The organism is Pseudomonas sp. SP16.1, assembly GCF_052682975.1.
In genome coordinates this window covers 103854-126098 of the sequence record NZ_JBQYFZ010000001.1, presented here as the reverse complement: position 1 = coordinate 126098, position 22245 = coordinate 103854, and the positions used below count along the sequence as shown (strand labels likewise).

17 protein-coding genes are annotated in these 22245 nt (G+C 64.0%); 7 read left to right on the top strand and 10 right to left on the bottom strand.

All coding sequences use genetic code 11. From position 1 onward, the window contains the following. Window positions 1-2: 2 nt before the first annotated feature. Genes ACUTAF_RS00670 through ACUTAF_RS00660 form a run of 3 tightly spaced genes read right to left on the bottom strand, consistent with a single transcriptional unit; the run spans window position 3 to window position 6574 of the window. Window positions 3-3206: a type I restriction endonuclease subunit R gene (locus ACUTAF_RS00670; protein ID WP_445578175.1), complete on the bottom strand. Its 3204-nt coding sequence runs from the start codon at window positions 3204-3206 to the stop codon at window positions 3-5. Next, a complete protein-coding gene (locus tag ACUTAF_RS00665) occupies window positions 3207-4601 on the bottom strand; it encodes a restriction endonuclease subunit S (RefSeq protein ID WP_445578174.1) in 1395 nt (464 codons plus the stop codon). Then, on the bottom strand, window positions 4598-6574 hold the full coding sequence (locus ACUTAF_RS00660; protein WP_445578173.1) for a type I restriction-modification system subunit M: 1977 nt from the start codon (window positions 6572-6574) through the stop codon (window positions 4598-4600). Before ACUTAF_RS00660 ends, ACUTAF_RS00665 begins: the two co-directional genes overlap by 4 nt. 1026 nt (window positions 6575-7600) lie before the next feature. Between ACUTAF_RS00660 and ACUTAF_RS00655 the strand changes: the two genes are divergently transcribed. Then, window positions 7601-11719, top strand: a complete 4119-nt coding sequence (locus tag ACUTAF_RS00655) for an EAL domain-containing protein (RefSeq protein ID WP_445582374.1) — start codon at window positions 7601-7603, stop codon at window positions 11717-11719. A gap of 126 nt (window positions 11720-11845) precedes the next feature. Next, window positions 11846-13099 carry a serine hydroxymethyltransferase gene (gene glyA, locus ACUTAF_RS00650; protein WP_445578172.1) on the top strand — a complete coding sequence of 418 codons (1254 nt, stop codon included), beginning with the start codon at window positions 11846-11848 and terminating at the stop codon, window positions 13097-13099. Window positions 13100-13270: 171 nt separating this feature from the next. Here the strand turns inward: glyA and ACUTAF_RS00645 are convergent, their stop codons facing one another. Next, window positions 13271-13777, bottom strand: a complete 507-nt coding sequence (locus tag ACUTAF_RS00645) for a DUF3015 domain-containing protein (RefSeq protein ID WP_445578171.1) — start codon at window positions 13775-13777, stop codon at window positions 13271-13273. 167 nt (window positions 13778-13944) lie between these two features. On the opposite strand from ACUTAF_RS00645, the gene ACUTAF_RS00640 reads away from it, so the two are divergent. Continuing rightward, window positions 13945-14316, top strand: a complete 372-nt coding sequence (locus tag ACUTAF_RS00640) for a PilZ domain-containing protein (RefSeq protein ID WP_445578170.1) — start codon at window positions 13945-13947, stop codon at window positions 14314-14316. A gap of 6 nt (window positions 14317-14322) precedes the next feature. Here ACUTAF_RS00640 and ACUTAF_RS00635 read toward each other — a convergent pair whose 3' ends face one another. Both ACUTAF_RS00635 and radA read right to left on the bottom strand, forming a co-directional pair. Then, the gene (locus ACUTAF_RS00635) at window positions 14323-14469 is read right to left on the bottom strand and encodes a hypothetical protein (RefSeq protein ID WP_445578169.1); all 147 of its coding nucleotides are present in this window, start codon (window positions 14467-14469) and stop codon (window positions 14323-14325) included. A gap of 194 nt (window positions 14470-14663) precedes the next feature. Continuing rightward, the gene (radA, locus tag ACUTAF_RS00630; RefSeq protein ID WP_445578168.1) at window positions 14664-16025 is read right to left on the bottom strand and encodes a DNA repair protein RadA; all 1362 of its coding nucleotides are present in this window, start codon (window positions 16023-16025) and stop codon (window positions 14664-14666) included. A gap of 137 nt (window positions 16026-16162) precedes the next feature. On the opposite strand from radA, the gene ACUTAF_RS00625 reads away from it, so the two are divergent. Further along, the gene (locus ACUTAF_RS00625; protein WP_445578167.1) at window positions 16163-16657 is read left to right on the top strand and encodes a GNAT family N-acetyltransferase; all 495 of its coding nucleotides are present in this window, start codon (window positions 16163-16165) and stop codon (window positions 16655-16657) included. Between the two features lie 185 nt (window positions 16658-16842). Here the strand turns inward: ACUTAF_RS00625 and ACUTAF_RS00620 are convergent, their stop codons facing one another. Continuing rightward, complete coding sequence (locus tag ACUTAF_RS00620; protein ID WP_445578166.1) at window positions 16843-17088, bottom strand: YdcH family protein; 246 nt, start codon at window positions 17086-17088, stop codon at window positions 16843-16845. Window positions 17089-17337: 249 nt separating this feature from the next. Between ACUTAF_RS00620 and mscL the strand changes: the two genes are divergently transcribed. After that, entirely contained in the window at window positions 17338-17751 is a 414-nt protein-coding gene (gene mscL / locus ACUTAF_RS00615; protein WP_445578165.1) for a large-conductance mechanosensitive channel protein MscL, read from the top strand. Between the two features lie 118 nt (window positions 17752-17869). Next, window positions 17870-18895 carry a CNNM domain-containing protein gene (locus ACUTAF_RS00610; protein WP_445578164.1) on the top strand — a complete coding sequence of 342 codons (1026 nt, stop codon included), beginning with the start codon at window positions 17870-17872 and terminating at the stop codon, window positions 18893-18895. Between the two features lies 1 nt (window position 18896). Here the strand turns inward: ACUTAF_RS00610 and ACUTAF_RS00605 are convergent, their stop codons facing one another. Further along, window positions 18897-19673 carry a ferredoxin--NADP reductase gene (locus ACUTAF_RS00605; RefSeq protein ID WP_445578163.1) on the bottom strand — a complete coding sequence of 259 codons (777 nt, stop codon included), beginning with the start codon at window positions 19671-19673 and terminating at the stop codon, window positions 18897-18899. Between the two features lie 68 nt (window positions 19674-19741). Between ACUTAF_RS00605 and ACUTAF_RS00600 the strand changes: the two genes are divergently transcribed. Continuing rightward, window positions 19742-20866, top strand: a complete 1125-nt coding sequence (locus tag ACUTAF_RS00600; RefSeq protein WP_445578162.1) for a methyltransferase — start codon at window positions 19742-19744, stop codon at window positions 20864-20866. Between the two features lie 215 nt (window positions 20867-21081). On the opposite strand, the gene ACUTAF_RS00595 is transcribed toward ACUTAF_RS00600, so the two are convergent. Together ACUTAF_RS00595 and cydB are read right to left on the bottom strand one after the other, a co-directional pair. Further along, entirely contained in the window at window positions 21082-21225 is a 144-nt protein-coding gene (locus tag ACUTAF_RS00595) for a DUF2474 domain-containing protein (RefSeq protein WP_445582373.1), read from the bottom strand. Between the two features lie 10 nt (window positions 21226-21235). Continuing rightward, on the bottom strand, window positions 21236-22243 hold the full coding sequence (cydB, locus tag ACUTAF_RS00590; RefSeq protein ID WP_445578161.1) for a cytochrome d ubiquinol oxidase subunit II: 1008 nt from the start codon (window positions 22241-22243) through the stop codon (window positions 21236-21238). Window positions 22244-22245: the final 2 nt, after the last annotated feature.

Genomic DNA, 22245 nt, shown 5'->3' with positions numbered 1-22245 from the left:
GGTCAGACAGCAGCGCCGCTGTTACCTTGCCCCAAACCTCCAGCCCCCGTCAGCATCTTCAAGATCACCAACGCAAACGCCCGGCTCTTGGTCTCGTTATCCAGCACTTCCAGCGACATTTTTTCGTTGTCGGTCATGGCGTCCAGCACGGTATCCAGCACCCGTTTGGGGAACAGGCCGTGCATAACCTGCTCGACCGAGTGGTTGTTCACCTGGGCCATGACATCCTCCTGGCGGCTGATGCGGTTGGCGATGCCAGTGAGGAATTGCAGCTGGTCTTCATCGCTCACCTCCGCGCCGAAAATATCGTTCAGTGCCTCGATGATTTCCGATAGCCGCTTCTTCTCCGGGTCGTGGGGCTTGCCGCTGCCCAACCCCGTGGCCGGGTCGAGGCCGTAGTCGCCTTGCTCCTCACTCAAGCGCAGCTGGTGCTCGGCGCGCTTGGTCAGGCGGTAGTGGGTCAGTTGCAGCTCGCCCACGTCCACGTCTTCCTGATCGAGGCGATCCACGCGCAGCAGCGGGTGCAGGTGTTTGGCATACACACACAGCTGCTCCAGCTCGCGATCCTCATAGGGAATGATCTGCGAGAGGAACTCGTACAGACGCACGAAGCTCTGCAGGTTCTTCTTGAACAGGTCGAGCTGATCCACCTGCTCGCCGGCTTCCTTCACGGCCGCCTCGGCCTTCTTCAGGCCCACGCTGTCGCCGTTGCGCTCGGCGGTACGCTTGAAGTCCAGCGCGTGCTGGCGTGATTCCTGGGCCAGCTTGTAGCGCTTGGCAAAGCGCTCCTTGGCCGGCGCGCAGTAGTAGCTGAGCTTGCTGGCGGCGGCCTTGGGGTCGAAGAAGGCCAGCGCGAAAGCGCTCACTTCCTCCCAGTGGTAGATGCCCTCGGCATCCAGCTTCTTCTGCAGGTCATAGATGAGCTGCGGATCGGTCACATCGGTCAGCTCTGCCTTGGTGTAGTACGGCAGGAAGGCGTCGAGAATGTCCTGAGGATCGTTGAAGAAGTCGAGGATGAAGGTCGGCTTGCTGTCGCCGAAGGTGCGGTTCAGGCGCGACAGGGTTTGCACGCAGTCCACGCCCTGCAGCTTCTTGTCCACGTACATGGCGCACAGCTTAGGCTGATCGAAGCCGGTCTGGTACTTGTTGGCGGCGATCATCACATTGAAGTCCTGGGTGTCGAAGGCTTCCGCCAGATCACGCCCGTTCAGGCCGGGGTTGAGCAGGCTGCTGCTTTCCGTCACCTCTTCGGGGATCACCCCATCCGGCAGCACGCTGCCGGAGAAGGCCACCAGCGGGTGCACATCGCTGTAGCCCATCTGCTTCACATAGGCCTGCACCGCCAACTGGTAGCGCACGGCTTCCTGCCGGCTGCTGGTGACCACCATGGCTTTGGCCTGGCCGCCCAGCAGGTGGCGGATATTGGCGCGGAAGTGCTCGACGATCACCTCCACCTTCTGGCTGATGTTGTAAGGATGCAGACGTACCCAGCGCGCCAGCTTCATGCGCGCCTTCTTCGAGTCCACTTCCTCGTCGTCGCCGTCCGGGTGGGCGATCTTCCAGGCGGTGCTGTAGGTGGTGTAGTTCTGCAGCACATCGAGAATGAAGCCTTCCTCGATGGCCTGACGCATGGAATACAGGTGGAACGCCTCGGGCTTGTTGTCGGCGCTTGCCGGCAATGCCGGATTGGCCGGGCGACCGAACAGCTCCAGGGTCTTGGCCTTGGGCGTGGCGGTAAAGGCGTAGTAGCTGATGCGCTCGTTGGGCGCGCGGGCGGCCACGGCTGCGTCCAGCAGCTCTTCGGCGCTGATTTCTTCGGCGTCCCCTTCTTTGCCAGCAACAGCATCGCTGCCGAGAATCTGCTTGAGCTTGCTGGCCGATGAGCCGGTCTGCGAGGAATGCGCCTCGTCGGCGATCACCGCATAGCGCCCGCTGGCAAGCCTCGGGTACTTGTCCAGCGCATCAAACAACGCCGGGAAGGTCTGGATGGTGACGATGATGATGCGCGTCTGCTCGGCCAGCGCCTCGGCCAGTTGCTCGGATTTGCTCTGGCTGCCGATATCGCGGGTGATGCAGCGCACCACGCCCTGGGCGTGCTCGAACTGGTAGATGGTGTCCTGCAGCTGCTTGTCCAACACGGTGCGGTCGGTAATCACGATAACCGAGTTGAACAGGCGCTGGCCGTCAGCATCGTAGAGCGAGGCCAATTGATGCGCCGTCCAGGCAATCGAGTTGGACTTGCCGGAACCAGCGCTGTGCTGAATCAGATAGCGCTTGCCCGGCCCTTCGGCGCGGGTTGTCTCGATCAGTTTGTTGACCACTTCCCACTGGTGGTAGCGCGGGAAGATCAGGGTTTCCTTCGGTATGCGGTTGCCATCGGCATCTTCCTTCACGCTCTTCTGCAGGTGAAGGAAGCGGCCCAGCACCTTGAGCCAGGCATCCGGCTGGAACAGGCGCTGCCACAGGTAGCCGGTGGCGTACTGGCTGTCATCCGGCGCGGGCGGGTTGCCGGCGCCGCCGTCGAGGCTGCCGAGGTTGAACGGCAGGAAGAAGGTCTCCTTGCCGGCCAGTTTAGTGGTCATCGCCACCTCATCCTGGCTCACGGCAAAGTGCACCAGCGCGCCGCGCTTGAAGGTCAGCAGCGGCTCGGGCTTGCGCGTCAGTGGGTCTTTTACCGGACGGTCGTAGCGGTACTGGCGCTTGGCGTTTTCCACGCTCTGCTTGAACTCGCTTTTCAGCTCCAGCGTGGCGACAGGAATGCCGTTGACGAACAGCACCAGATCCAGACGCGGGTTGTACTCACCTTCTCTGAAGTGCGGCGAGTAGGACACTTCCGGCACCACGCGCAGGCGGTTGCACCGGTAGCGCTTGAGAGTGTCCGGGTTCATGCCGTGGTCGGGCTTGAAACTGCACGCCTCGATCTTCACCCCCGGCAGCTTGAAGCCATGGCGCAGCACGTCCAGGGTGCCGTCCTGCTCCAGCTCGCGCACCAGCTTCTGCACCAGCACGGCTTCCGGGTTGTTGGGGTTGGCCTTGGCGAACTTGTCCCAACGCTCCGGCCAGGCCTCCTTGAAGTAGCCGAAAAAGTCCTCGGTATACAGCGCCGTGCGCCGGTCGTAACCACTGGCCGGGCCGGTGAGCCAGCCTTGGGCGACCATGGCGGTGATGATGTCCTGCTGGAACTGGGCTTCCTTGCTATCCGCCATTTAGTTGGCCTCTGCTACTGCTGATTCGGGGGCTTGGGTGCTGGCCGGTGGCTGCCAGTCGCGCACGTCGATTTTGCCGGTGACGGCGGCGGAGATTAGGGCGGAGCGGCGTTCTTGAAGCAGGGAGATGCCAGTGAATGCTTCTTGGATTAGCACTGTTTCTTTATCCTTGAAAGCGCTCACATAAGCAGCAATTGCTGTTTGCTCCATTAGAGGAGGTGCAGGCACTTTGATAGATGCCATCACATTGTTCATTAACTTTGGGTTAATGTCGTGACGAATAAATGCTGCAGTACATATACCCACTGCATCGACAAAATACCTTAAATCGTCATCTTTCCTCTTGGGAAGCAATGTTCCGCACACGTTAGTGCAATTAAATTTTCCAGACCTACGAAATACAGTTCCAGCATTCGCCCCGTCTGTCGTCCACGTCAAATAATCGCCCTCAAAATCATATGTATTGATGCTACCCATAACTCCATCGCGCTCTGTCTGCGAAGAGTAAACCGGATAATCACCACTATTTTCAGAGATTTCGTCGTGACTAATAACTCTTCCTCGTCCCATTTGAAAAAGCATCCACACAGGAAGCACATCCCAATGCGCTGGCACCTCGCCCAGCCACTCCACGCCGGAGTCTTTCATCTTTACCGTGGGGTCGAGGCCTTTGGTGACGGCGTGGGATATCACGGCCTGGCGCTTTTCCTTGAGCAGTTCGATCAGGCGCTGCTGCTCTTCGATCAGCGCGTCGATGCGGGCGGTTTCGTGGTCGAGGAAGCGGGCGATTTGGGTTTGTTCGCATAGCGTTGGCGCTGCGATCTTGAAGTTATTGATCACATCTGTGGGCACCCGCTTCAGCCCGCCAGCGCCGATCATGCTGGACGTGCAGAAGCTCATGTAACTGTCTTCCTGCACGCGGTAATAAAGGTACTCAGCATTAACGCCCTGATAGGGTCTGAGCACGTTTATTTCGCTAGAGCCGAAGCCAATTCCGTTGGTCAGCCCCTTGGCAATCGCAACATTCTTATTTTCGAAGCAAGGCGTGACCTTAGCCTGCAGCACATCACCGTCTTCGAAGTAGGTGTATCCACCAATAACCTCCTCGATTGGACGCTCTTCATCCAACTGCACGACGCCTGTCTTTAGCTTTTCCATAGGTACGAAGCTACACAGCTGCTCCGTATCACCAGCGAAGTCTGACTTCCTGGGATTGAGTAATGCGAGGTGCTTTATAGGTGTAAAAGCCCAGTGCGCCGGCACTGCTCCCAACCACTCCACGCCGGAATCCTTGTATTCCGGATATGTCGGAAACGTACTCGGGCTATCCATGCCCTCGCCCTGCGGGCCAACGGCTGCGCCGTTGTTCAAATTTGCTCCCGACAAATTTGTCATGCCGACAGCCCCTCTATCATCTGCTTGATGCGGTCGGTGCAGGCTTTAAGGTCGCGGTCGATCTCTTCCAGCGGGCGCGGCGGTTGGAATACGTAGAAGTGGCGGTTAAAGGGAATCTCGAAACCGACCACGCCGACTTCGCCGTCCTGCGCATCCCGCTTGCTCTCGTCGATCCAGGCATCCGGCACATGAGGTTTCACTTCGCGCTCGAAGTAGTCGTACACCGACTCGCCCAGCGGCACGTTTTCGTTGTCGCGCAGGCCGGCATCGGCTTCCGGCTGGCCTTTGACCAGGCAGATATCCGCCTCGGGGTCGCGCTCGCTTAAGCCGCTGAGGATGGCCTTCAGTTCGGGCGTGCTGGGGGATACGTCGCGGGCGTTGAGCGCCTTCTTCAGCAACTTGCTGAACTGCTCGCGGTTGCGGTGCAGCACGCTGGCATCCATGGTTTGCAGGGCTTCGATCAGCCGCTGGCGGGCCGAGGCTTCCAGCTTCTCGATGGCTTTTTCTTCCAGCACCTTGGCGATGCGTTCGGCACTGGTCTGAAAGTTCAGGCGCAGCGGGCGCTCGACGGTGATGCGTCGATAGCCGAAGGCTTCAACGGGGAAGATTTTGCTCTGCGCAGTTTCCTCGAAACGGCCATACAGGCGCACCAGCTCGTCGATCTGCTCGTCGGTGAGGTACTGGCGCTTGCTGCCGAGGGATTTGCGCATCTTGGCAAAGTGCTGGCTGCCGTCGATCAACTGCACCTTGCCCTGGCGGGCGGCGGCCTTGTGGTTGCTCAGCACCCACACATAGGTGGCGATGCCGGTGTTGTAGAACATGTCGGTGGGCAGGGCGATGATGGCTTCGACCAGATCGTTCTGCAGCAGGTAGCGGCGAATCTCCGACTCGCCCGAACCGGCGCCACCGGTAAACAGCGGCGAGCCGTTGAGGATGATGCCGATGCGTGAGCCGCCTTCACGCGGGTCACGCATCTTGCTGACCAGGTGCAGCAGGAACAGCAGCGAGCCATCGGACACGCGCGGCAGGCCGGGGCCGAAGCGGCCGTTGAAGCCCTTGTCGCTGTGCTCGTCGGTGATCTGCTTCTGTACCTTCTTCCACTCCACGCCGAATGGCGGGTTGCTGAGCATGAAGTCGAAGCGGCTGTCGGCCAGTTGGTCGTCGGACAGGGTGTTGCCCAGTTTGATGTTGGTGACGTCCTGGCCCTTGATCAGCATATCCGCCTTGCAGATGGCGTAGGACTCGGGGTTGAGCTCCTGGCCATGCAGCGACACGGTGACCTGCTGGCTGATGGACTGGATGTACTCGTCACCCTCGGAGAGGAAGCCGCCGGTGCCGGCAGTCGGGTCGTAGATGGTGACGATGCTGTTGGGCTTGAGCTTGTCGTCCTGCCCGGTGATCACCAGTGAGGTGGTCAGGTGCACGATATCGCGCGGGGTGAAGTGTTCCCCGGCGGTTTCGTTGGAGCTTTCCGCGAACTTGCGGATCAGCTCTTCGAAGATGATGCCCATGCCGAAGTTGCTGATGCGCTCGGGGCTCAGGTCGGTGGCGGCAAAGCGCTGCACTACCTGATACAGCAGGTTGGCGGCAGAGAGCTGCTGCACGAAGTCTTCAAAGTGGAAGTGCTCGAAGATCTCGCGGGCGTCCTTGCTGAAGGACTGCACATAGCTCATCAGGTCAGCGGCGGTCTGGGTGTCGGACAGCGTGCCGAGGGTCAACTTGGAAGCATTGAAGAACTGCTGCCCGGCCGCGCGCAGCAACAGCCGCTCACGCACCAGATCGGGCCGGCCCTCTTGCGCATAGGACTCACGGATCACCGCTTCCCTGGTCGGCTCCAGCACACATTCCATGCGCCGCAGCAGGGTAAACGGCAGGATGATGCGGCCGTACTGCGACTGTTTGAAGTCACCGCGCAGCAGGTCGGCAATCGACCAGAGAAAGGCGGCCGTCTGGGAATGGTTTTCCGTGTTCACGTAACTGCTCCTTGGAATACGCGTAAAAACGCGAGTCTAACCTAGACGCCCGTCATCACCTCACCCGCACTGTTTGAGTTTTCTCGACAGCATCGCGGAAGCCCGACTTGTGGATGCCCTGAGAAGTAATAAGCCTTTTATATAAGAGGAACTTTATCTGCTGTTCTCACGAGAGGAAATCTGCTGGCGAAACCTGGCCGGAGCGATCACAGGAGCACTTCGAAAAAAGTTAGGTTTTGGAGCCTAAATTTGACCCAGAATCAGCGAAAGCTAACTAAAATCTCTGCCATAACACAAGATCGAGAGGAAAAACCGTGCTGAATAGGCTGGAAAGCCAACGATCGCAAGGGATCGACTGAAGATCGTAAAACGTGACTAAAAGCTAATAGCGCAGATCCACGCACTGAGCCATGGATAACCTGACTGATGGGAATAGGGGTAAAAACGGCGCGCCGCGGGCGCGAAGCGCAGAGACCTTAGCCCCTGCTGTGGCGAACGCCAAGTACCGCGCAGATGAACAGAACGCGCGCGGGGCAAAGCTACCGGAATGCGCGAGACAGGGCAAACCTACGCTCGTCGGTTCGGCTGGCACTTGGCCATGTTTGCAGGCATGCTAGCCGACTCGCGCGAGCGCAGGCTTGCCCGCGCGCCCGACACTCCGCAGTAGCTGCAGGTTCAGAACCTGTTCAAAGTCTGCTGCGCGTCGGCACTGCTGCGTTAAAAACAGGCTCGGACGGTGGCTTGCCACCGAACAGCCTTTAGACCGGCCCGAAGGGCGAGCGGAGCGAGTACTGCTCATTTACAACTCGTAAAGTCGCCCGCGACTCCGACCGCCCCTCGCCTGTTTTGGCCAGCCGGAGGCTGTTAGTAACGTAGCGCCTTGCATTGCTCTAGCTCGCGAGACTTTTGAACAGGTTCTAAGACGTGTCGACCTCCTCATCATCGCCTTCGTCGTCTCAGGGAGAGTCGCACGCACCGCGCCGCCGCGAATCGCTCAAGCGCGCCCTGGTGGTGCTGGTGCTGGCGATGCTGGGGCTGCTGGCCTGGCAGCTGCTGCACGAATACCGCCAGTTGCTGGACAACCAGCAGCGGCTCAGCCGCAGCTATGGCGAGCAGCTGGCCAAGCATCTGAGCCTGGGCATGCGCCTCAAGGCGCAGGCCGGCCAGGCCATGCTGCAAGGCGTCGAACCGGGCAGCGCCAGCGCGGACGAACTGCTCATCCCCCTGCGCGGCATCTTCCCGACCCTGCACAGCCTGGCCTGGCTGGACGCCCGGGGCCAGGTGCTGGCCGACAGCGCCGCAGCCGCCACCGACCTGACGCTGATTCACGACCTGCTGCAGCGCAGCGGCGCGGCCCCCTACCATTTCGCCTTCGACGCCCGCGACGGCGGCGCGCTCTACCTGCTGCTGCGCCAGGCCGACGGCAGCGCGCGCATCCTGCGCATGAGCACCCGCGCGCTGCGCGGCTGGCTGCGCGAACAGCACCAGAGCGACCACCGCTGGCTGCTCGAGGATCTGCCGAGCCGCCGGGTGATCGCCCGCGCCGACGATCTGCAGCAGGGCGGTCGCGTCGCCGCCCCGGTCACCGCCGAGGAGCAGGCGCAGAGCCTGGAGCAGATCCCCCTGGGCGGCAGCGACTGGCAACTGCGCGCACTGTTCGATGCGGACCGTGCCGGCAGCCAGCTGATGCCGCTATTGGCCGGCAAGTTCCTGTTGTTCGCCCTGTGCAGCCTGCTGACCCTGGCCACCCTGTACGGCCTGCAGCGCGAACAGCGCAGCCTGCAGCGCCTCAACGCCGAGTCGCGGCGCTCGCTGCGCCAGGCGGCCAGCGCACTCGGCGCGGTGGAAGAACGCATCCTGGTGACGCAGGCCGACGGTCGCCTGCGTTACCTCAACCCGCAGGCCGAGGCGCTGTTCGGCCTGAGCAGCCAGGCGGCCGGGGATCGCCACCTGCTGGAGCTGCTGCCCGATCTCGACCCGCTGCTGCTCAACAGCCCGCAGCAGGCCAGCGAGCTTGGGCCTGAGCTGGTGCGGGTGGAGGAGCTGGGGCGGGCGCGTCTGTTCGCCGTGACCCGCAGCGACATCAGCGAAGGCGGTCGTCAGACCGGCTACGTCTGGGTGCTGCGCGACGTCACCGACGAGCAGCAGGCCATGCGCGTGCTGCAGGAGACCCGCCGACGCTACCAGGACATCTTCGAAGGCAGCGGCGTGGCCCTGTGCGTACTCGACCTGAGCGGTCTGCGCAGCTTCCTGCTGCAGCAGCGGCTGCGCGACGGCGATAGCCTGCAGCGCTGGTTGCAGGCCGACGCGCGGCATCACGAACTGCTACTGGAGCAGTTGCGCATCACCGAAGCCAACCAGGTGGCGCTCAACCTGCTCGGGGTCAGGTCCACCGAGCAGGCCTGGCAGCAATTGATCGACTGTGGCCCGCTGCAGCCGGACGATCTGCGCTACCGGCTGGCCGTGGCCGTGCTGGAGGGGCCCAACCTGGTCGAACTGGAGACCCAGCTGGTCACCGCCCAGGGCCTGCAGCGCCACGTCTGGCTGGTGCTGCGCCTGCCGGAGATGATCCAGGACTACCAGGCGGTGACCCTGAGCATCGGCGACATCACCAGCCGCAAGCGCATCGAGCTTTCGCTGATCGAGCGCGAGCGCTTCTGGTCCGAGGTGGTTCGCTCGGTGCCCGACCTGCTCTACGTGCACGACATGCAGAACCAGCAGGTACTGTTCAGCAACCACAGCCTCGGCCTGCAGCTGGGCTACAGCGTCGGCGAACTCAAGGCGATGGCCGGGGAGTTCTGGGAGCAGGTGCTGCACCCGGACGACAGCGACTACTACTGGCGCATCCGCAACCTGCAGAAGGTCATCGGCGACGGCCTGCTGCTCGAATCGGTGCTGCGCTGGCGCCACCGCAACGGCCAGTGGCGCTGGTTCAGCATCCGCGAACAGGCCCTGGCACGCGATCCGCGTGGCCGGGTCAGTCGCCTGATCGGCGTGGCCAAGGACATCACCGAACAGATCGAGCGCAACCAGTCGCTGCGCGACAGCGAGCAGCGCTACCGCCTGCTGGCCGAAAGCATCAGCGACGTGATCTTCTCCACCGACGGCGGCCTGGCGCTGAACTACGTCAGCCCCTCGGTGGAACCGGTGCTGGGCTACTCCGTCGACTGGATGATGGCCCATGGCTTCCAGGGCCTGGCGGCCAACCCCAAGCAACTGGCCGGCCTGTACATCCTGCTCGAGGGCATCCGCGACGCCCTCGGCGAGCGCGACCGCCTCGAGCGTCTGCGCAAGGACCTGCCGGATCAGCTGTTCGTCTTCGACTGCCTGCGCGCCGACGGCCGCAAGATCCCGGTGGAGCTGCGCCTGGTGCTGATGTGGGACGAGAACGGACGCTTCGAGGGCATCCTCGGCGTCGGCCGCGACATCAGCCAGCAGCGCCGCGCGGAGAAGGACCTGCGCATGGCCGCCACGGTGTTCGAGCATTCCACCGCGGCGATCCTGGTCACCGACCCGGCCGGCTACATCGTCCAGGTCAACAAGGCCTTCAGCCGGGTCAGCGGCTACTCCGCCGGGCAGGTGCTCGACCAGATGCCCGGCATGCTCACCGCCGACCGCCAGCAGGCGGCGCACCTGCAGTACATCCTCGGCCAGCTCAACCAGCGCGGCAGCTGGGAGGGCGAGGTGTGGCTCAAGCGCCGGGACGGTGAAAACTACCCGGCCTGGGTCGGCATCACCGCGGTGCACGACGAGGAAGGCGACCTGGTCAGCTACGTGTGCTTCTTCAGCGACATCAGCGAGCGCAAGGCCAGCGAACAGCGCATCCATCGCCTGGCCTACTACGACGCCCTGACCCACCTGCCCAACCGCACCCTGTTCCAGGATCGCCTGTACAGCGCCCTGCAGTATGCCGAACGGCATCAGGAGTGGGTGGTGCTGATGTTCCTCGATCTCGACCGCTTCAAGCCGATCAACGACTCGCTCGGCCACGCCGCCGGCGACCGCATGCTCAAGGACGTGGCCCTGCGCCTGTCGGCCTGCGTCGACGGCGACGACACCGTGGCGCGCATGGGCGGCGACGAGTTCACCCTGCTGCTGCAGCCGCGCGCCACCCGCGAGGGCGCGCTGAACCGCGCGATCCACGTCGCCGAGCAGATCCTCGACAGCCTGGCGTGGCCCTTCGTGCTCGAAGGGCGAGAGTTCTTCGTCAGCGCCAGCATCGGCATCGCCCTGGCGCCGCAGGACGGCGAGGAGCTGAGCCAGCTGATGAAGAACGCCGACACCGCCATGTACCACGCCAAGGAACGCGGCAAGAACAACTTCCAGTTCTACCAGAGCGAAATGAACGCCAGCGCCCTGGAGCGGCTGGAGCTGGAGAGCGACCTGCGCCACGCCCAGGAACAGGGCCAGTTCGTGCTGCACTACCAGCCACAGTTCTCCGGCGACGGCCGGCGCCTGACGGGGGTCGAGGCGCTGCTGCGCTGGCGCCATCCGACACGCGGCCTGGTGCCGCCGAACGACTTCATTCCGGTGCTGGAAGAACTCGGCCTGGTGGTACAGGTCGGCGATTGGGTGCTAGCCGAGGCCTGCCGCCAGCTCAAGGCCTGGCACGAGGAGCGCGTCCGCATCCCGAAGATCTCGGTCAACCTGTCGGCGCGCCAGTTCGCCGAGGGCAACCTGCACAAACGCATCGCCACGATCATCGCCGATAGCGGCATCCCGCCGGCCTGCCTGGAATTGGAGCTGACCGAGAGCATCCTGATGCAGGACGTGGCCAGCGCCATGCAGACCCTGGCCGACCTCAAGCGCCTGGGCCTGTGCATCGCGGTGGACGATTTCGGCACCGGCTACTCGTCGCTGAACTACCTCAAGCAGTTCCCCATCGACGTGCTGAAGATCGACCGCAGCTTCGTCGACGGCCTGCCCGAGGGCGAGCAGGACGCGCAGATCGCCCGCGCCATCATCGCGATGGCCCACAGCCTGAACCTGGCGGTGATCGCCGAGGGCGTGGAAACCCAGGCGCAGCTCGACTTCCTGCGCATGCACGACTGCGACGAGGTGCAGGGCTTTTTGCTCGGCAAGCCGATGCAGGCGCGCCAGTTCAGCGCGCAGTTCGGCGGCGCCGCGCTGTTCATGCTCAGTTGAAGGCGCGGGGCTGCATGAAGGCCATTTGTCAGCCTCATGACCGACCTTCATATGCCTGAATGCGACCTTTGCGGTAGAATCCGCCCCCTCCTTCTACCGCCCAGCTGATTGTCTCAGGGGAATGCCATGTTCAGCCGTGATTTGACTCTTGCCCGTTATGACGCCGAATTGTTTGCCGCGATGGAGCAGGAAGCCCAGCGCCAGGAAGAACACATCGAGCTGATCGCCTCGGAAAACTACACCAGCCCGGCGGTGATGGAAGCCCAGGGCAGCGTGCTGACCAACAAGTACGCCGAAGGCTACCCAGGCAAGCGCTACTACGGCGGCTGCGAGTACGTCGACGTGGTCGAACAGCTGGCCATCGACCGCGCCAAGCAGCTGTTCGGCGCCGACTACGCCAACGTCCAGCCGCACTCCGGCAGCCAGGCCAACAGCGCCGTATACATGGCCCTGCTGAATGCCGGCGACACCGTGCTGGGCATGAGCCTGGCCCATGGCGGCCACCTGACCCACGGCGCCAGCGTCAGCTTCTCCGGCAAGATCTACAACGCCGTGCAGTACGGCATCACCGATGCCGGCCTGATCGACTACGACGAAGTCGAGCGCCTGGCCGTCGAGCACAAGCCGAAGATGATCATCGCCGGCTTCAGCGCCTATTCGCAGGTGCTGGACTTCCCGCGCTTCCGCGCCATCGCCGACAAGGTCGGTGCCTACCTGTTCGTCGACATGGCCCACGTCGCCGGCCTGGTCGCTGCCGGCCTGTACCCCAACCCGGTGCCGTTCGCCGACGTGGTCACCACCACCACCCACAAGACCCTGCGCGGCCCGCGCGGCGGCCTGATCCTGGCGCGCAAGAACGAAGAGCTGGAGAAGAAGTTCAACTCCGCCGTATTCCCCGGCGGCCAGGGCGGCCCGCTGGAGCACGTGATTGCGGCGAAGGCGGTGTGCTTCAAGGAAGCCCTGCAGCCCGAGTTCAAGGCCTACCAGGCGCAGGTGGTGAAGAACGCCCAGACCATGGCTCAGGTGTTCATCGACAATGGCTACGACGTGGTTTCCGGCGGCACCGAGAACCACCTTTTCCTGCTCAGCCTGATCAAGCAGGACATCACCGGCAAGGACGCTGATGCGGCATTGGGGCGCGCCTTCATCACCGTGAACAAGAACAGCGTGCCGAACGACCCGCGCTCGCCCTTCGTCACCTCGGGCCTGCGCATCGGCACCCCGGCCGTGACCACCCGCGGCTTCAAGGAAGACGAATGCCGCCAGCTGGCCGGCTGGATCTGCGAAGTGCTGGCCAACATCGGCAACGACGAAGTCGAAGGCCGCGTGCGCGAGCAGGTCAAGGCGCTGTGCGCCAAGTTCCCGGTATACGGCAACTAAGCCCCGTCCAGAAACAAAGCAGCCCGCCAATCGGCGGGCTTCTTTTTGTCTGGCGTTCAGACGTCGCGAGTGCCGTGGCGCGATGATAGACCGTGCGCCATGCGCACCAGCCTTCAGCACATCCCGCGCCGGACGATAATGGCGCGAGAGTTTCGCCAGCGGCGGCGCACCTTACGCCGGCTGCTTCACGTAACGCGCCAGCTGGGCGTCGCGGCTCATCACCTCGAGGGTCGCGGCCAGCACCTGCTCGCTGGTGACGTCTGCGCCGGAGAAGATGTTGCCGAAGTTCTGGTGGGTGACCTTGGCGAAATGCGCGCGGTCCTGCGCCTCGATGCCCAGCAGGGTGGCGTAGGCGTCCAGCGCTTCGCCCTGGCCGACCGCCATGTCTTCGGCGATGGAGTCGAGCATGCCGTTCATCGCCAGCCACGAACGACCGCCGTAGCCCAGCGTGACGCTGGAATCGCAGCCGTTGGTACCGGAGGTCAAGCCGAAGGTGGCGTTACCCGAAGTGCCGTTGGTGGTGGTAGCCAACAGGTGCGGCGCCAGGCCGCGCTGCCCTTCGAATACCATGTTGCCCCAGCCGCAGCCCCCGCCACCCGCCTGATCGGCCTGGGCAGCCAGGCTGGCCGCCCCCAGCAGGCCGAGAACCAACCCTTTGCTCAGCAGTCGCTTGTCCATATCTGTTGCTCCGCAATGTTTTGCTGATGAAAAACCGCACATGGAGCTTTGGTGACAGTTGCCAGGCTGTCAAACTCGCCCCCGGCAAATTCGTGGGCTGTGCGCCTGGCGACGGTACGCCTGCGGCAGCCTTGGCTATAGTGAGGAAAACCCTGAAGGAGTTCGGCATGAGTCAGACAGCCAACGAGCGTCGACGCTTTCATCGCATCGCTTTCGACGCCCCCACCCTGATCGTCCAGGGTGAACGGCGCTGGTCGGCGGCTCTGCACGACATTTCCCTCAAGGGCCTGCTGGTCGACAAGCCGCAGGGCTGGAACGGCGACCCGGACCAGCCGTTCGAGGCGCAGATCGAGCTCGGCCCCGAGGCAATGGTCAGGATGGAAGTGGTGCTGACCCGCAACCAGCAGGACCGCCTGGGCTTCGTCTGCCGCCATATCGACCTGGACTCCATCAGCCACCTGCGCCGCCTGGTGGAACTCAACCTGGGCGACGAGGGCCTGCTGGAACGCGAGCTGGCGGCGCTTGGCGAAGACAGCTGACGCGCCTCAGTGGCGCGTGCGGGCAGCCTCGGCTTGCTGGCGGCGCTGACGCAGCGCCTGGATACGCTGGGCTTCACGGCGTGCCTCGCTCGGCTGCGTGGCCTGGGCATCGAAGTTGAAGGCACGGGAAAAGAAGTCGAAGAACAGGAACATGAGGCTATCTCCACTGTGGATACGCCTCGATGCTGCTCGCCGATAGCCTGCTAACCATTGATCCTGGTCAGTTTTCGCCTGAGACCAGGCGCGGCACAACGCCGCAGCCGGCATGCGTCTCTCGGGGTCGCGGCTATAGCCCCTCCCACGATCGACTCCCGATTGGCGGGAGGGGCTTCAGCCGCGACGATTCGCTACTCGAACAAGGCATCCAGCGCCTGCTCCAGGCGCGTCACGGCGATGATCGAAAGACCGCCGAGCGCCTCCTTGGGTGCGTTGCCCCTGGGCACGATGGCACGCTTGAAGCCGTGCTTGGCCGCCTCCTTCAGGCGCTCCTGACCGCTCGGCACCGGGCGGATCTCGCCGGACAGGCCGACCTCGCCGAACACCAGCAGATCGTGCGGCAGCGGCCGGTTGCGCAGGCTGGAGATCACCGCCGCCATCAGCGCCAGGTCGGAGGCGGTCTCCAGCACCTTGACCCCGCCGACCACGTTGAGGAACACGTCCTGGTCGTAAGTGGGGATGCCGCCGTGGCGGTGCAGCACCGCCAGCAGCATGGCCAGGCGGTTCTGGTCGAGGCCGAGGGTGACGCGGCGCGGGTTGGCCAGATGGCTGGTGTCGACCAGCGCCTGCACCTCCACCAGCATCGGCCGAGTGCCCTCCCAGGTGGCCATCACCACACTACCGGGGACTTCCTCCTGGGCACGGGTAAGGAAGATCGCCGAGGGGTTGGTGACCTCCTTCAGGCCCTTGTCGGTCATGCCGAACACGCCCAGTTCGTTGATCGCGCCGAAGCGGTTCTTCACCGCGCGCAGCAGACGCAGGCGACCATCGGACTCGCCCTCGAAATACAGCACGGTGTCGACCATGTGCTCGAGCACGCGCGGGCCGGCCAGGGCGCCCTCCTTGGTCACGTGGCCAACGAGGAATACCGCGGTGCCGCTCTGCTTGGCGAAGCGCACCAACAGCGCCGCGCTCTCGCGCACCTGGGCGACACCGCCGGGGGCCGACTGCAGCTGCTCGGTGAAGATGGTCTGGATCGAGTCGATCACCATCACCTTGGGTTTTTCCAGGCGCGCGGTGGCGATAATCGACTCGATGCAGGTCTCGGTCATAACCTTCAGCTTGTCCTCGGGCAGGCCGAGGCGACGGGCGCGCATGGCCACCTGCTGCTGCGACTCCTCGCCGGTGACGTACAGCGCCGGGAAGCGCTGGGCGATATTGCACAGGGTCTGCAGCAGGATGGTCGACTTGCCGATGCCGGGGTCGCCGCCGATCAGCACCACCGAGCCGTCGACCAGGCCGCCGCCGAGCACCCGGTCCAGCTCGCCGGAGGCGGTGGAAAAGCGCGGCACTTCCTCGACGCTGACCTCGGCCAGGGTCTTCAGCGCCGCCTGCTGGCCGGCCCAACCGGTGCGCCCGCTCGGCGCCGAGACGCCTTCCAGGACGGTTTCCACCAGGGTGTTCCAGGCGCCGCACTCGCCGCACTGGCCGGCCCATTTGGGAAAGGTGGCGCCGCATTCGGTGCAGCCGTACATGCGCTTGGCCTTGGCCATGGGGATCGTCCTGCCTAATGAGCGAAGGCCGAAACGATACCGAACAACTGGATAAATTTACAGACCAACGGCAGCCGAGCTACCCGTGCACAGCAGGCCCGGGGATAATGCGTGCCCGCCGCTTGAAGGCCCCGCCCATGCAGATCGAACTGATCCCCACCGTCGCCGAGCAGTTGCCCCTGATTGCCAACCTCTACCAGTTCTACGCCTTTGAAAGCTCCGACTGGGAGCAGGAGGACGTGGATACGGACGGGCGCTTCTATATCCATGAGCCGCATCTGGCGCGCTACTGGCAGGAACCGGGCTGGAGCGCGCAACTGATTCTCGCCGACGGCTTCATCGCCGGTTTCCTGCTGATCGAACGCAGCGAACTGCCAGGTATCGAAGCGCCGGAGTTCGCCGACCTGTTCATTCTCAGGAAGTATCGCCGCCAGGGCATCGGCCGCGCCCTGGTGCGGCAGCTGATGGGCGACGGCAGCCCCTGGCTGCTGCGCTTCTACGGCCAGGACGAACTAGCCTGCGCCTTCTGGCGACAGGTGCTGGCTGAACTGCCTCGACCGCCGCGGCAGCTGTGCACGGAAGAAGAAAGCGAAGGGCTGCTCAGCTACCTGATCAACCCGCCCACGCACTGACCTGCCGCCGATGCCGAACGGATACCGGCGAAACGATCGCCGTCCGGCGGTGCGCTCGAGCAGGCGCGGCGGGTGGTCGAGGCTAGTGATGGATCAAGGGATGATGGTCGAGATGCATGCGCATGCCCCTATGCACAGGCCGGCATGCCACTCGCGGGGTCACCCTTGATCCGCGGATATGCCGCCTAGGTCGCGGCGGCGCGCAGGAGATCGGCAATCTCGTCCTTGAGGCCGACCCGTTGCAGTTTGAGACCCTGCAGGGTCAGGTCGTCGACGGCGACGCGGCCGTCTTCGATTTCGTAGATGCGCTTGTCCAGTTCCTGATACTCCTCGGCCATGCGGGCAAAACGCGCATCGTGCTGCATCAGCTGGCGCAGGGCGCCGTTGTGTTGGGGAAATTCGCGAGTCAACGGATGATGTTCGAGCGGCATGGAGGACCCTCCCAGAGGATAGCCTTATTAGCCTAGTCGAAGCTGCGGTAGCCGCCCGTACAGCACTACAGAAAGCACATAACTCATTGATCCATAACAAAAGATCACAGAAGCACGAGCGCCGGACGGGGACCGCGGACAGCTTCTGCGCACGCACGCGGCATTTGCGCATTGCCTTTACCTCCTGACTGCGGCCCAATCGCAGGCTATAAACACATCTGGCAACGCCATCGGCAAAAGGAGTAATGCATGAGCTTCCTCAGTGAATTCAAGGCTTTCGCGGTCAAGGGCAACGTGGTCGACATGGCCGTGGGCATCATCATCGGCGCCGCCTTCGGCAAGATCGTCTCGTCCTTCGTCGGCGACCTGGTGATGCCGCCGCTGGGCCTGCTGATCGGCGGGGTGGATTTCTCCGACCTGGCCATCGTGCTCAAGGCCGCCGAGGGCGACGTGCCGGCGGTGACCCTGGGCTATGGCAAGTTCATCCAGACCGTCCTCGACTTCACCATCGTCGCCTTCGCCATCTTCGTCGGGGTCAAGGCGATCAACCGGCTCAAGCGCGAGGAAGCCGTCGCACCGACCGCGCCGCCGGCCCCGACGCCGGACCAGGTGCTGCTCGGCGAGATCCGCGACCTGCTCAAGGCGCAGCAGAGCAAGGAATAATCCATCCGGCGGGCATGCTCGGCATGCCCGCCATGGACACGAAATGTTGCAGGTCAGCGGCCGTTCGCCGGCGGATTTCCGTTAAATTGGCAGGCCATTGGCCACCTGCACCCCCTACATGACACTCCTGATAGCGTTCGCTGTCCTCTCCATCCTGGTTTCGTTCATCTGCTCCATCCTCGAAGCCGCCCTGCTCTCCCTGACGCCCAGCTATATCGCCCAGCAGAAGGTCGATCGCCCCAAGCTGTACGAGCGACTGAAAGAGCTCAAGGACAAGATCGACCAGCCCCTGGCCGCGATCCTCACACTGAACACCGTGGCGCATACCGTGGGCGCCACCGGCGTCGGCGCGCAGGTGACTCTGGTCTTCGGCGACGGCTACCTCGGCGCCGCCTCGGCGATCATGACCCTGCTGATCCTGGTGCTCTCGGAGATTCTGCCGAAGACCATCGGCGCCCGTTACTGGCGCGCCCTGGCGCCCTTCCTGCCCGCCCTGCTGCGCTTCATGATCCTGCTGCTCAAGCCGTTCATCCTGATGTCCGACCTGATCATGCGCCTGTTCGGCGGCAAGGAACCGGAGCACGACATTCGCCAGGAGATCAAGGCACTAACCCTGCTCGGCCGCGAGCTGGGCAAGCTCGACGAAGACGAGCAGCGGGTGATCAGCAATATCCTCGACCTGCACGAAATCAAGCTGCGCGACATCATGACCCCGCGCATCGTCTGCGAGTCGGCGGGGCCGGACGACTCGATCGGCGCGTTCAAGGCGCGGGTCAAGCAAAGCCAGTTCTCCCGCTACCCGGTGATCGGCGCGGACGAAGCGCCGCTGGGCGTGGTATTCCGCTACGACGCCCTGGCCGCCGAGGACGACGCCGCGCCGCTGACCAGCATCCTCAAGCCGCTCAAGGTGGTGCCGGAGACCATGAACGTGGAAAACCTGATGACCCAGCTGATGCAGGAGCGCCAGCACATGTGCCTGGTGTACGACGAGTTCGGCAGCTGGCGCGGCCTGGTGACCCTGGAAGACATCATGGAAACCATCATCGGCAAGCCGATCCTCGACGAGACCGACGACATTCCCAACATGCGCCGCTTCGCCAAGCGCCGCTGGGAGCACCGCATCAAGGCGATCCGCGAGGACTGAACTACCAGTAGTTCTCCACCGCCACCTGGCCGGGGCGGCGGGTCAGCGCCAGATTCAGGTTGCGCGCCCTGAGCACGGCGCGGGTGTCCTCGATCATCTGTGGGTTGCCGCAGAGCATGATGCGCGAGTGCTCGGGCTCCAGTGCCAGCCCGGCGGCGCGTTCCAGTTCGCCGTTCTCGATCAGGCTGGTGACCCGCGCATGGAGCGCCCCGGGCACCTGCTCGCGGGTGACCACCGGCAGGTACTGCAACTTGTGCCCCGCCCCCTCCAGCCACTCGCGCCGCGGCAAGTCGGCGATCAGCTCCTGATAGGCCAGTTCGCCGCGGTCGCGGGCACTGTACACCAGGACGATGCGCTCGAAGCGCTGCCAAGCCTCCAGGTCCTGCAGGATCGACAGGAACGGCGCCAGCCCGGTGCCGGTGCCGATCAGCCAGAGGTCGCGGCCATCGGCGAAGCGGTCGAGGGTAAGAAAGCCGGTGGCCTGCTTCTCCACCAGCAGCTGTTCACCGGGCGCAAGGCCGCTCAGCTCGCTGGTGAACTCCCCGCCGGGCACGACAATGGAGAAGAACTCCAGGAACTCGTCGTGCGGCGCCGAGACCATCGAATAGGCACGCCAGACGATGCAGCCGCTGACCTTGCGCACGCCGAGGCGGACGAACTGCCCGGCCCGGAAGCGGAACCCCTCGTCGCGGGTACAGCGCAGGCTGAACAGACTGGGCGACCAGACATGCACCTCGGTCAGGACCTGGCGGGTGAACTTCTCTTCGCTGACGGTCATACTTCCCCCTTCGCTCAACTCCCCTGCAGTCTCGCGCAAAGCGGGCGCGACAAACACCGACGGTTTCCATGCCTATTCTCGACCCCCCCTTCGCCCAGCTCGATCTGCAGCGCCAGCCGCACCAGCCGAACGAGCCGCTACAAGCCTTTGACGCCGCGGACGAGTACCTGCTCAATCATTTGCACGAGCAGGGTATCGCTGCAAAGGATTCGGTGCTGCTGCTCAACGACGGCTTCGGCGCCCTGGCCTGCTCGCTGGCCGGGCGCTGCCGGGTGACCAGCAGCGGTGATTCGCACCTGGGCTTTATCGCCCTGCGCAGCAACCTCGCCAGCAATGGCCTGGCCAGCGATGCGGTGACCTTCGTGCCGAGCAGCGAGACGCCGCAGGGCCCGTTCGACCAGGTGCTGATCCGCGTGCCCAAGACCCTGGCGCTGCTGGAAGAACAGCTGATCCGCCTGCACGGCCAGCTCGCACCGGGCGCGCGGGTAGTGGCCGGGGCCATGGTCAAGCACCTGCCGCGCGCCGCCGGCGACCTGCTGGAGCAATACATAGGCCCGGTGCAGGCCTCGCTGGCGGTGAAGAAGGCGCGTCTGCTGCTGGTCACGCCCGAACCGAAGGCGGCGCCCGCATCGCCCTACCCGACTCGCTATCGGCTGGACGACCCGGTCATCGAGCTGCTCAACCACGCCAATGTGTTCTGCCGCGAGGGCCTGGACATCGGCACCCGCGCCTTACTCCCGCACCTGCCGCGCCATCTCGGGCGCATCCGCGTGGCGGACCTGGGCTGTGGCAACGGCGTGCTCGGCATCGCCTATGCGCTCGGCAGTCCGCAGGCGCAGCTGACGCTGGTGGACGAGTCCTACATGGCGGTGCAGTCGGCGCGAGAGAACTGGCAAGCGGCCCTCGGCGAGCGGTCAGTGGAGATCCGCGCCGGCGACGGCCTGGCCGAGCAGCCGGCAGAATCGCTGGACCTGGTGTTGTGCAATCCGCCGTTCCACCAGCAGCAGGTGGTCGGCGATTTCCTCGCCTGGCGCATGTTCCAGCAAGCCCGCGCCGCGCTGGTCAAAGGCGGCGAGCTATGGATAGTCGGCAACCGCCACCTGGGCTACCACGCCAAGCTCAAACGGCTGTTCCGCGGCGTCGAACAGGTGGCGGCCAATCCCAAGTTCGTGGTGCTCAAGGCGATCAAATAAGCCCGGCATGCCGCCGATCCGTAGGGGGGGGGGTTAGCGGCACAGTACGCCTCAGGCGCAATCGATAACGGCAATCGGGTGCCGCGTAACCCACCGAGCGGGCTCACGACCTACCATCGCTGGTGGGTTATGGCGCAGCAGAGATCGCGAGGCCACCCAGCCCCTCAGACAAGCGCCTAACCCACCCTACGAAAAGCTCGTACAGCGGCGGCCGATCAGGCCGTCCCCAGCCCCGCCGCGCTCATGAACTGGCGCAGCAGCCAGGCCGCCGCGCCCAGGGTCAGCACGCTGGCCGCCCAGATCAGCACCAGCCAGCCCAGGCGCTGCCAGAGCGGTTTCTTCTCCTGCACATCCTGCATGCCCGGGTCCTCAGTGGTAGCCATGATCCTGGGTCACCTTGCCGCGGAACACGTAGTAGCTCCAGGCGGTGTACATCAGGATGAAGGGGATGATCAGCAGCGCGCCGACCAACATGAAGCCCTGGCTCTGCGGCGGCGCGGCGGCGTCCCAGATGCTGATCGACGGCGGGATCACGTTCGGCCACAGGCTGATGCCCAGGCCGCTGTAGCCAAGGAAGATCAGCACCAGGGTGAGCACGAACGGCGAGTAGTGGGCATTCTCGGCCACCGCCTGGAGCAACTTCCAGGTGCACAGCAGCACCAGCACCGGTACCGGCATGAACCAGAACAGGTTGGGCAGGCTGAACCAGCGCTCGGCGATCGCCGGGTGCGCCAGCGGCGTCCACAGGCTGACGATGCCGGTCACCGCCAGCACCACGAACACCAGCGGTCGCGCCAGATCGTGCATCTGCAATTGCAGCCGGCCCTCGGTCTTCATGATCAGCCAGGTGCAGCCAAGCAGTGCATAGGCGGCGATCAGCGCCAGGCCGCAGAACACCGAGAACGGCGTCAGCCAGTCGAACGGGCCGCCGGCATAGGTGCGATTCACCACCTCGAAACCATTGATATAGGCGCCCAGCGCCACGCCCTGGAAGAAGGTGGCGGTCAGCGAGCCGCCGATAAAAGCCTTGTCCCACAGGTGACGCTTCTCGGCCTTGGCCTTGAAGCGGAACTCGAAGGCCACGCCGCGGAAGATCAGCCCCAGCAGCATCAGGATCAGCGGCAGGTAGAGGGCGCTGAGCACCACCGAATAGGCCAGCGGGAAGGCACCGAACAGCCCGGCGCCGCCGAGCACCAACCAGGTCTCGTTGCCGTCCCATACCGGCGCCACGGTGTTCATCATCACGTCGCGCTCCCCCTCGTCGCGGACGAAGGGGAAGAGGATGCCGATGCCCAGGTCGAAGCCGTCCATCACCACGTACATCATCACGCCGAAGGCGATGATCACCGCCCAGATCAGCGAAAGATCGATTCCCATGC

Bases quoted from the DNA above. Each gene is read 5' to 3' on its own strand.
- ACUTAF_RS00670 (WP_445578175.1), bottom strand. From the start codon at position 3,206: ATGGCGGATAGCAAGGAAGCCCAGTTCCAGCAGGACATCATCACCGCC.
- ACUTAF_RS00665 (WP_445578174.1), bottom strand. From the start codon at position 4,601: ATGACAAATTTGTCGGGAGCAAATTTGAACAACGGCGCAGCCGTTGGC.
- ACUTAF_RS00655 (WP_445582374.1), top strand. From the start codon at position 7,601: ATGCTGGGGCTGCTGGCCTGGCAGCTGCTGCACGAATACCGCCAGTTG.
- glyA (WP_445578172.1), top strand. From the start codon at position 11,846: ATGTTCAGCCGTGATTTGACTCTTGCCCGTTATGACGCCGAATTGTTT.
- ACUTAF_RS00645 (WP_445578171.1), bottom strand. From the start codon at position 13,777: ATGGACAAGCGACTGCTGAGCAAAGGGTTGGTTCTCGGCCTGCTGGGG.
- ACUTAF_RS00640 (WP_445578170.1), top strand. From the start codon at position 13,945: ATGAGTCAGACAGCCAACGAGCGTCGACGCTTTCATCGCATCGCTTTC.
- ACUTAF_RS00635 (WP_445578169.1), bottom strand. From the start codon at position 14,469: ATGTTCCTGTTCTTCGACTTCTTTTCCCGTGCCTTCAACTTCGATGCC.
- radA (WP_445578168.1), bottom strand. From the start codon at position 16,025: ATGGCCAAGGCCAAGCGCATGTACGGCTGCACCGAATGCGGCGCCACC.
- ACUTAF_RS00625 (WP_445578167.1), top strand. From the start codon at position 16,163: ATGCAGATCGAACTGATCCCCACCGTCGCCGAGCAGTTGCCCCTGATT.
- ACUTAF_RS00620 (WP_445578166.1), bottom strand. From the start codon at position 17,088: ATGCCGCTCGAACATCATCCGTTGACTCGCGAATTTCCCCAACACAAC.
- mscL (WP_445578165.1), top strand. From the start codon at position 17,338: ATGAGCTTCCTCAGTGAATTCAAGGCTTTCGCGGTCAAGGGCAACGTG.
- ACUTAF_RS00610 (WP_445578164.1), top strand. From the start codon at position 17,870: ATGACACTCCTGATAGCGTTCGCTGTCCTCTCCATCCTGGTTTCGTTC.
- ACUTAF_RS00605 (WP_445578163.1), bottom strand. From the start codon at position 19,673: ATGACCGTCAGCGAAGAGAAGTTCACCCGCCAGGTCCTGACCGAGGTG.
- ACUTAF_RS00600 (WP_445578162.1), top strand. From the start codon at position 19,742: ATGCCTATTCTCGACCCCCCCTTCGCCCAGCTCGATCTGCAGCGCCAG.
- ACUTAF_RS00595 (WP_445582373.1), bottom strand. From the start codon at position 21,225: ATGCAGGATGTGCAGGAGAAGAAACCGCTCTGGCAGCGCCTGGGCTGG.
- cydB (WP_445578161.1), bottom strand. From the start codon at position 22,243: ATGGGAATCGATCTTTCGCTGATCTGGGCGGTGATCATCGCCTTCGGC.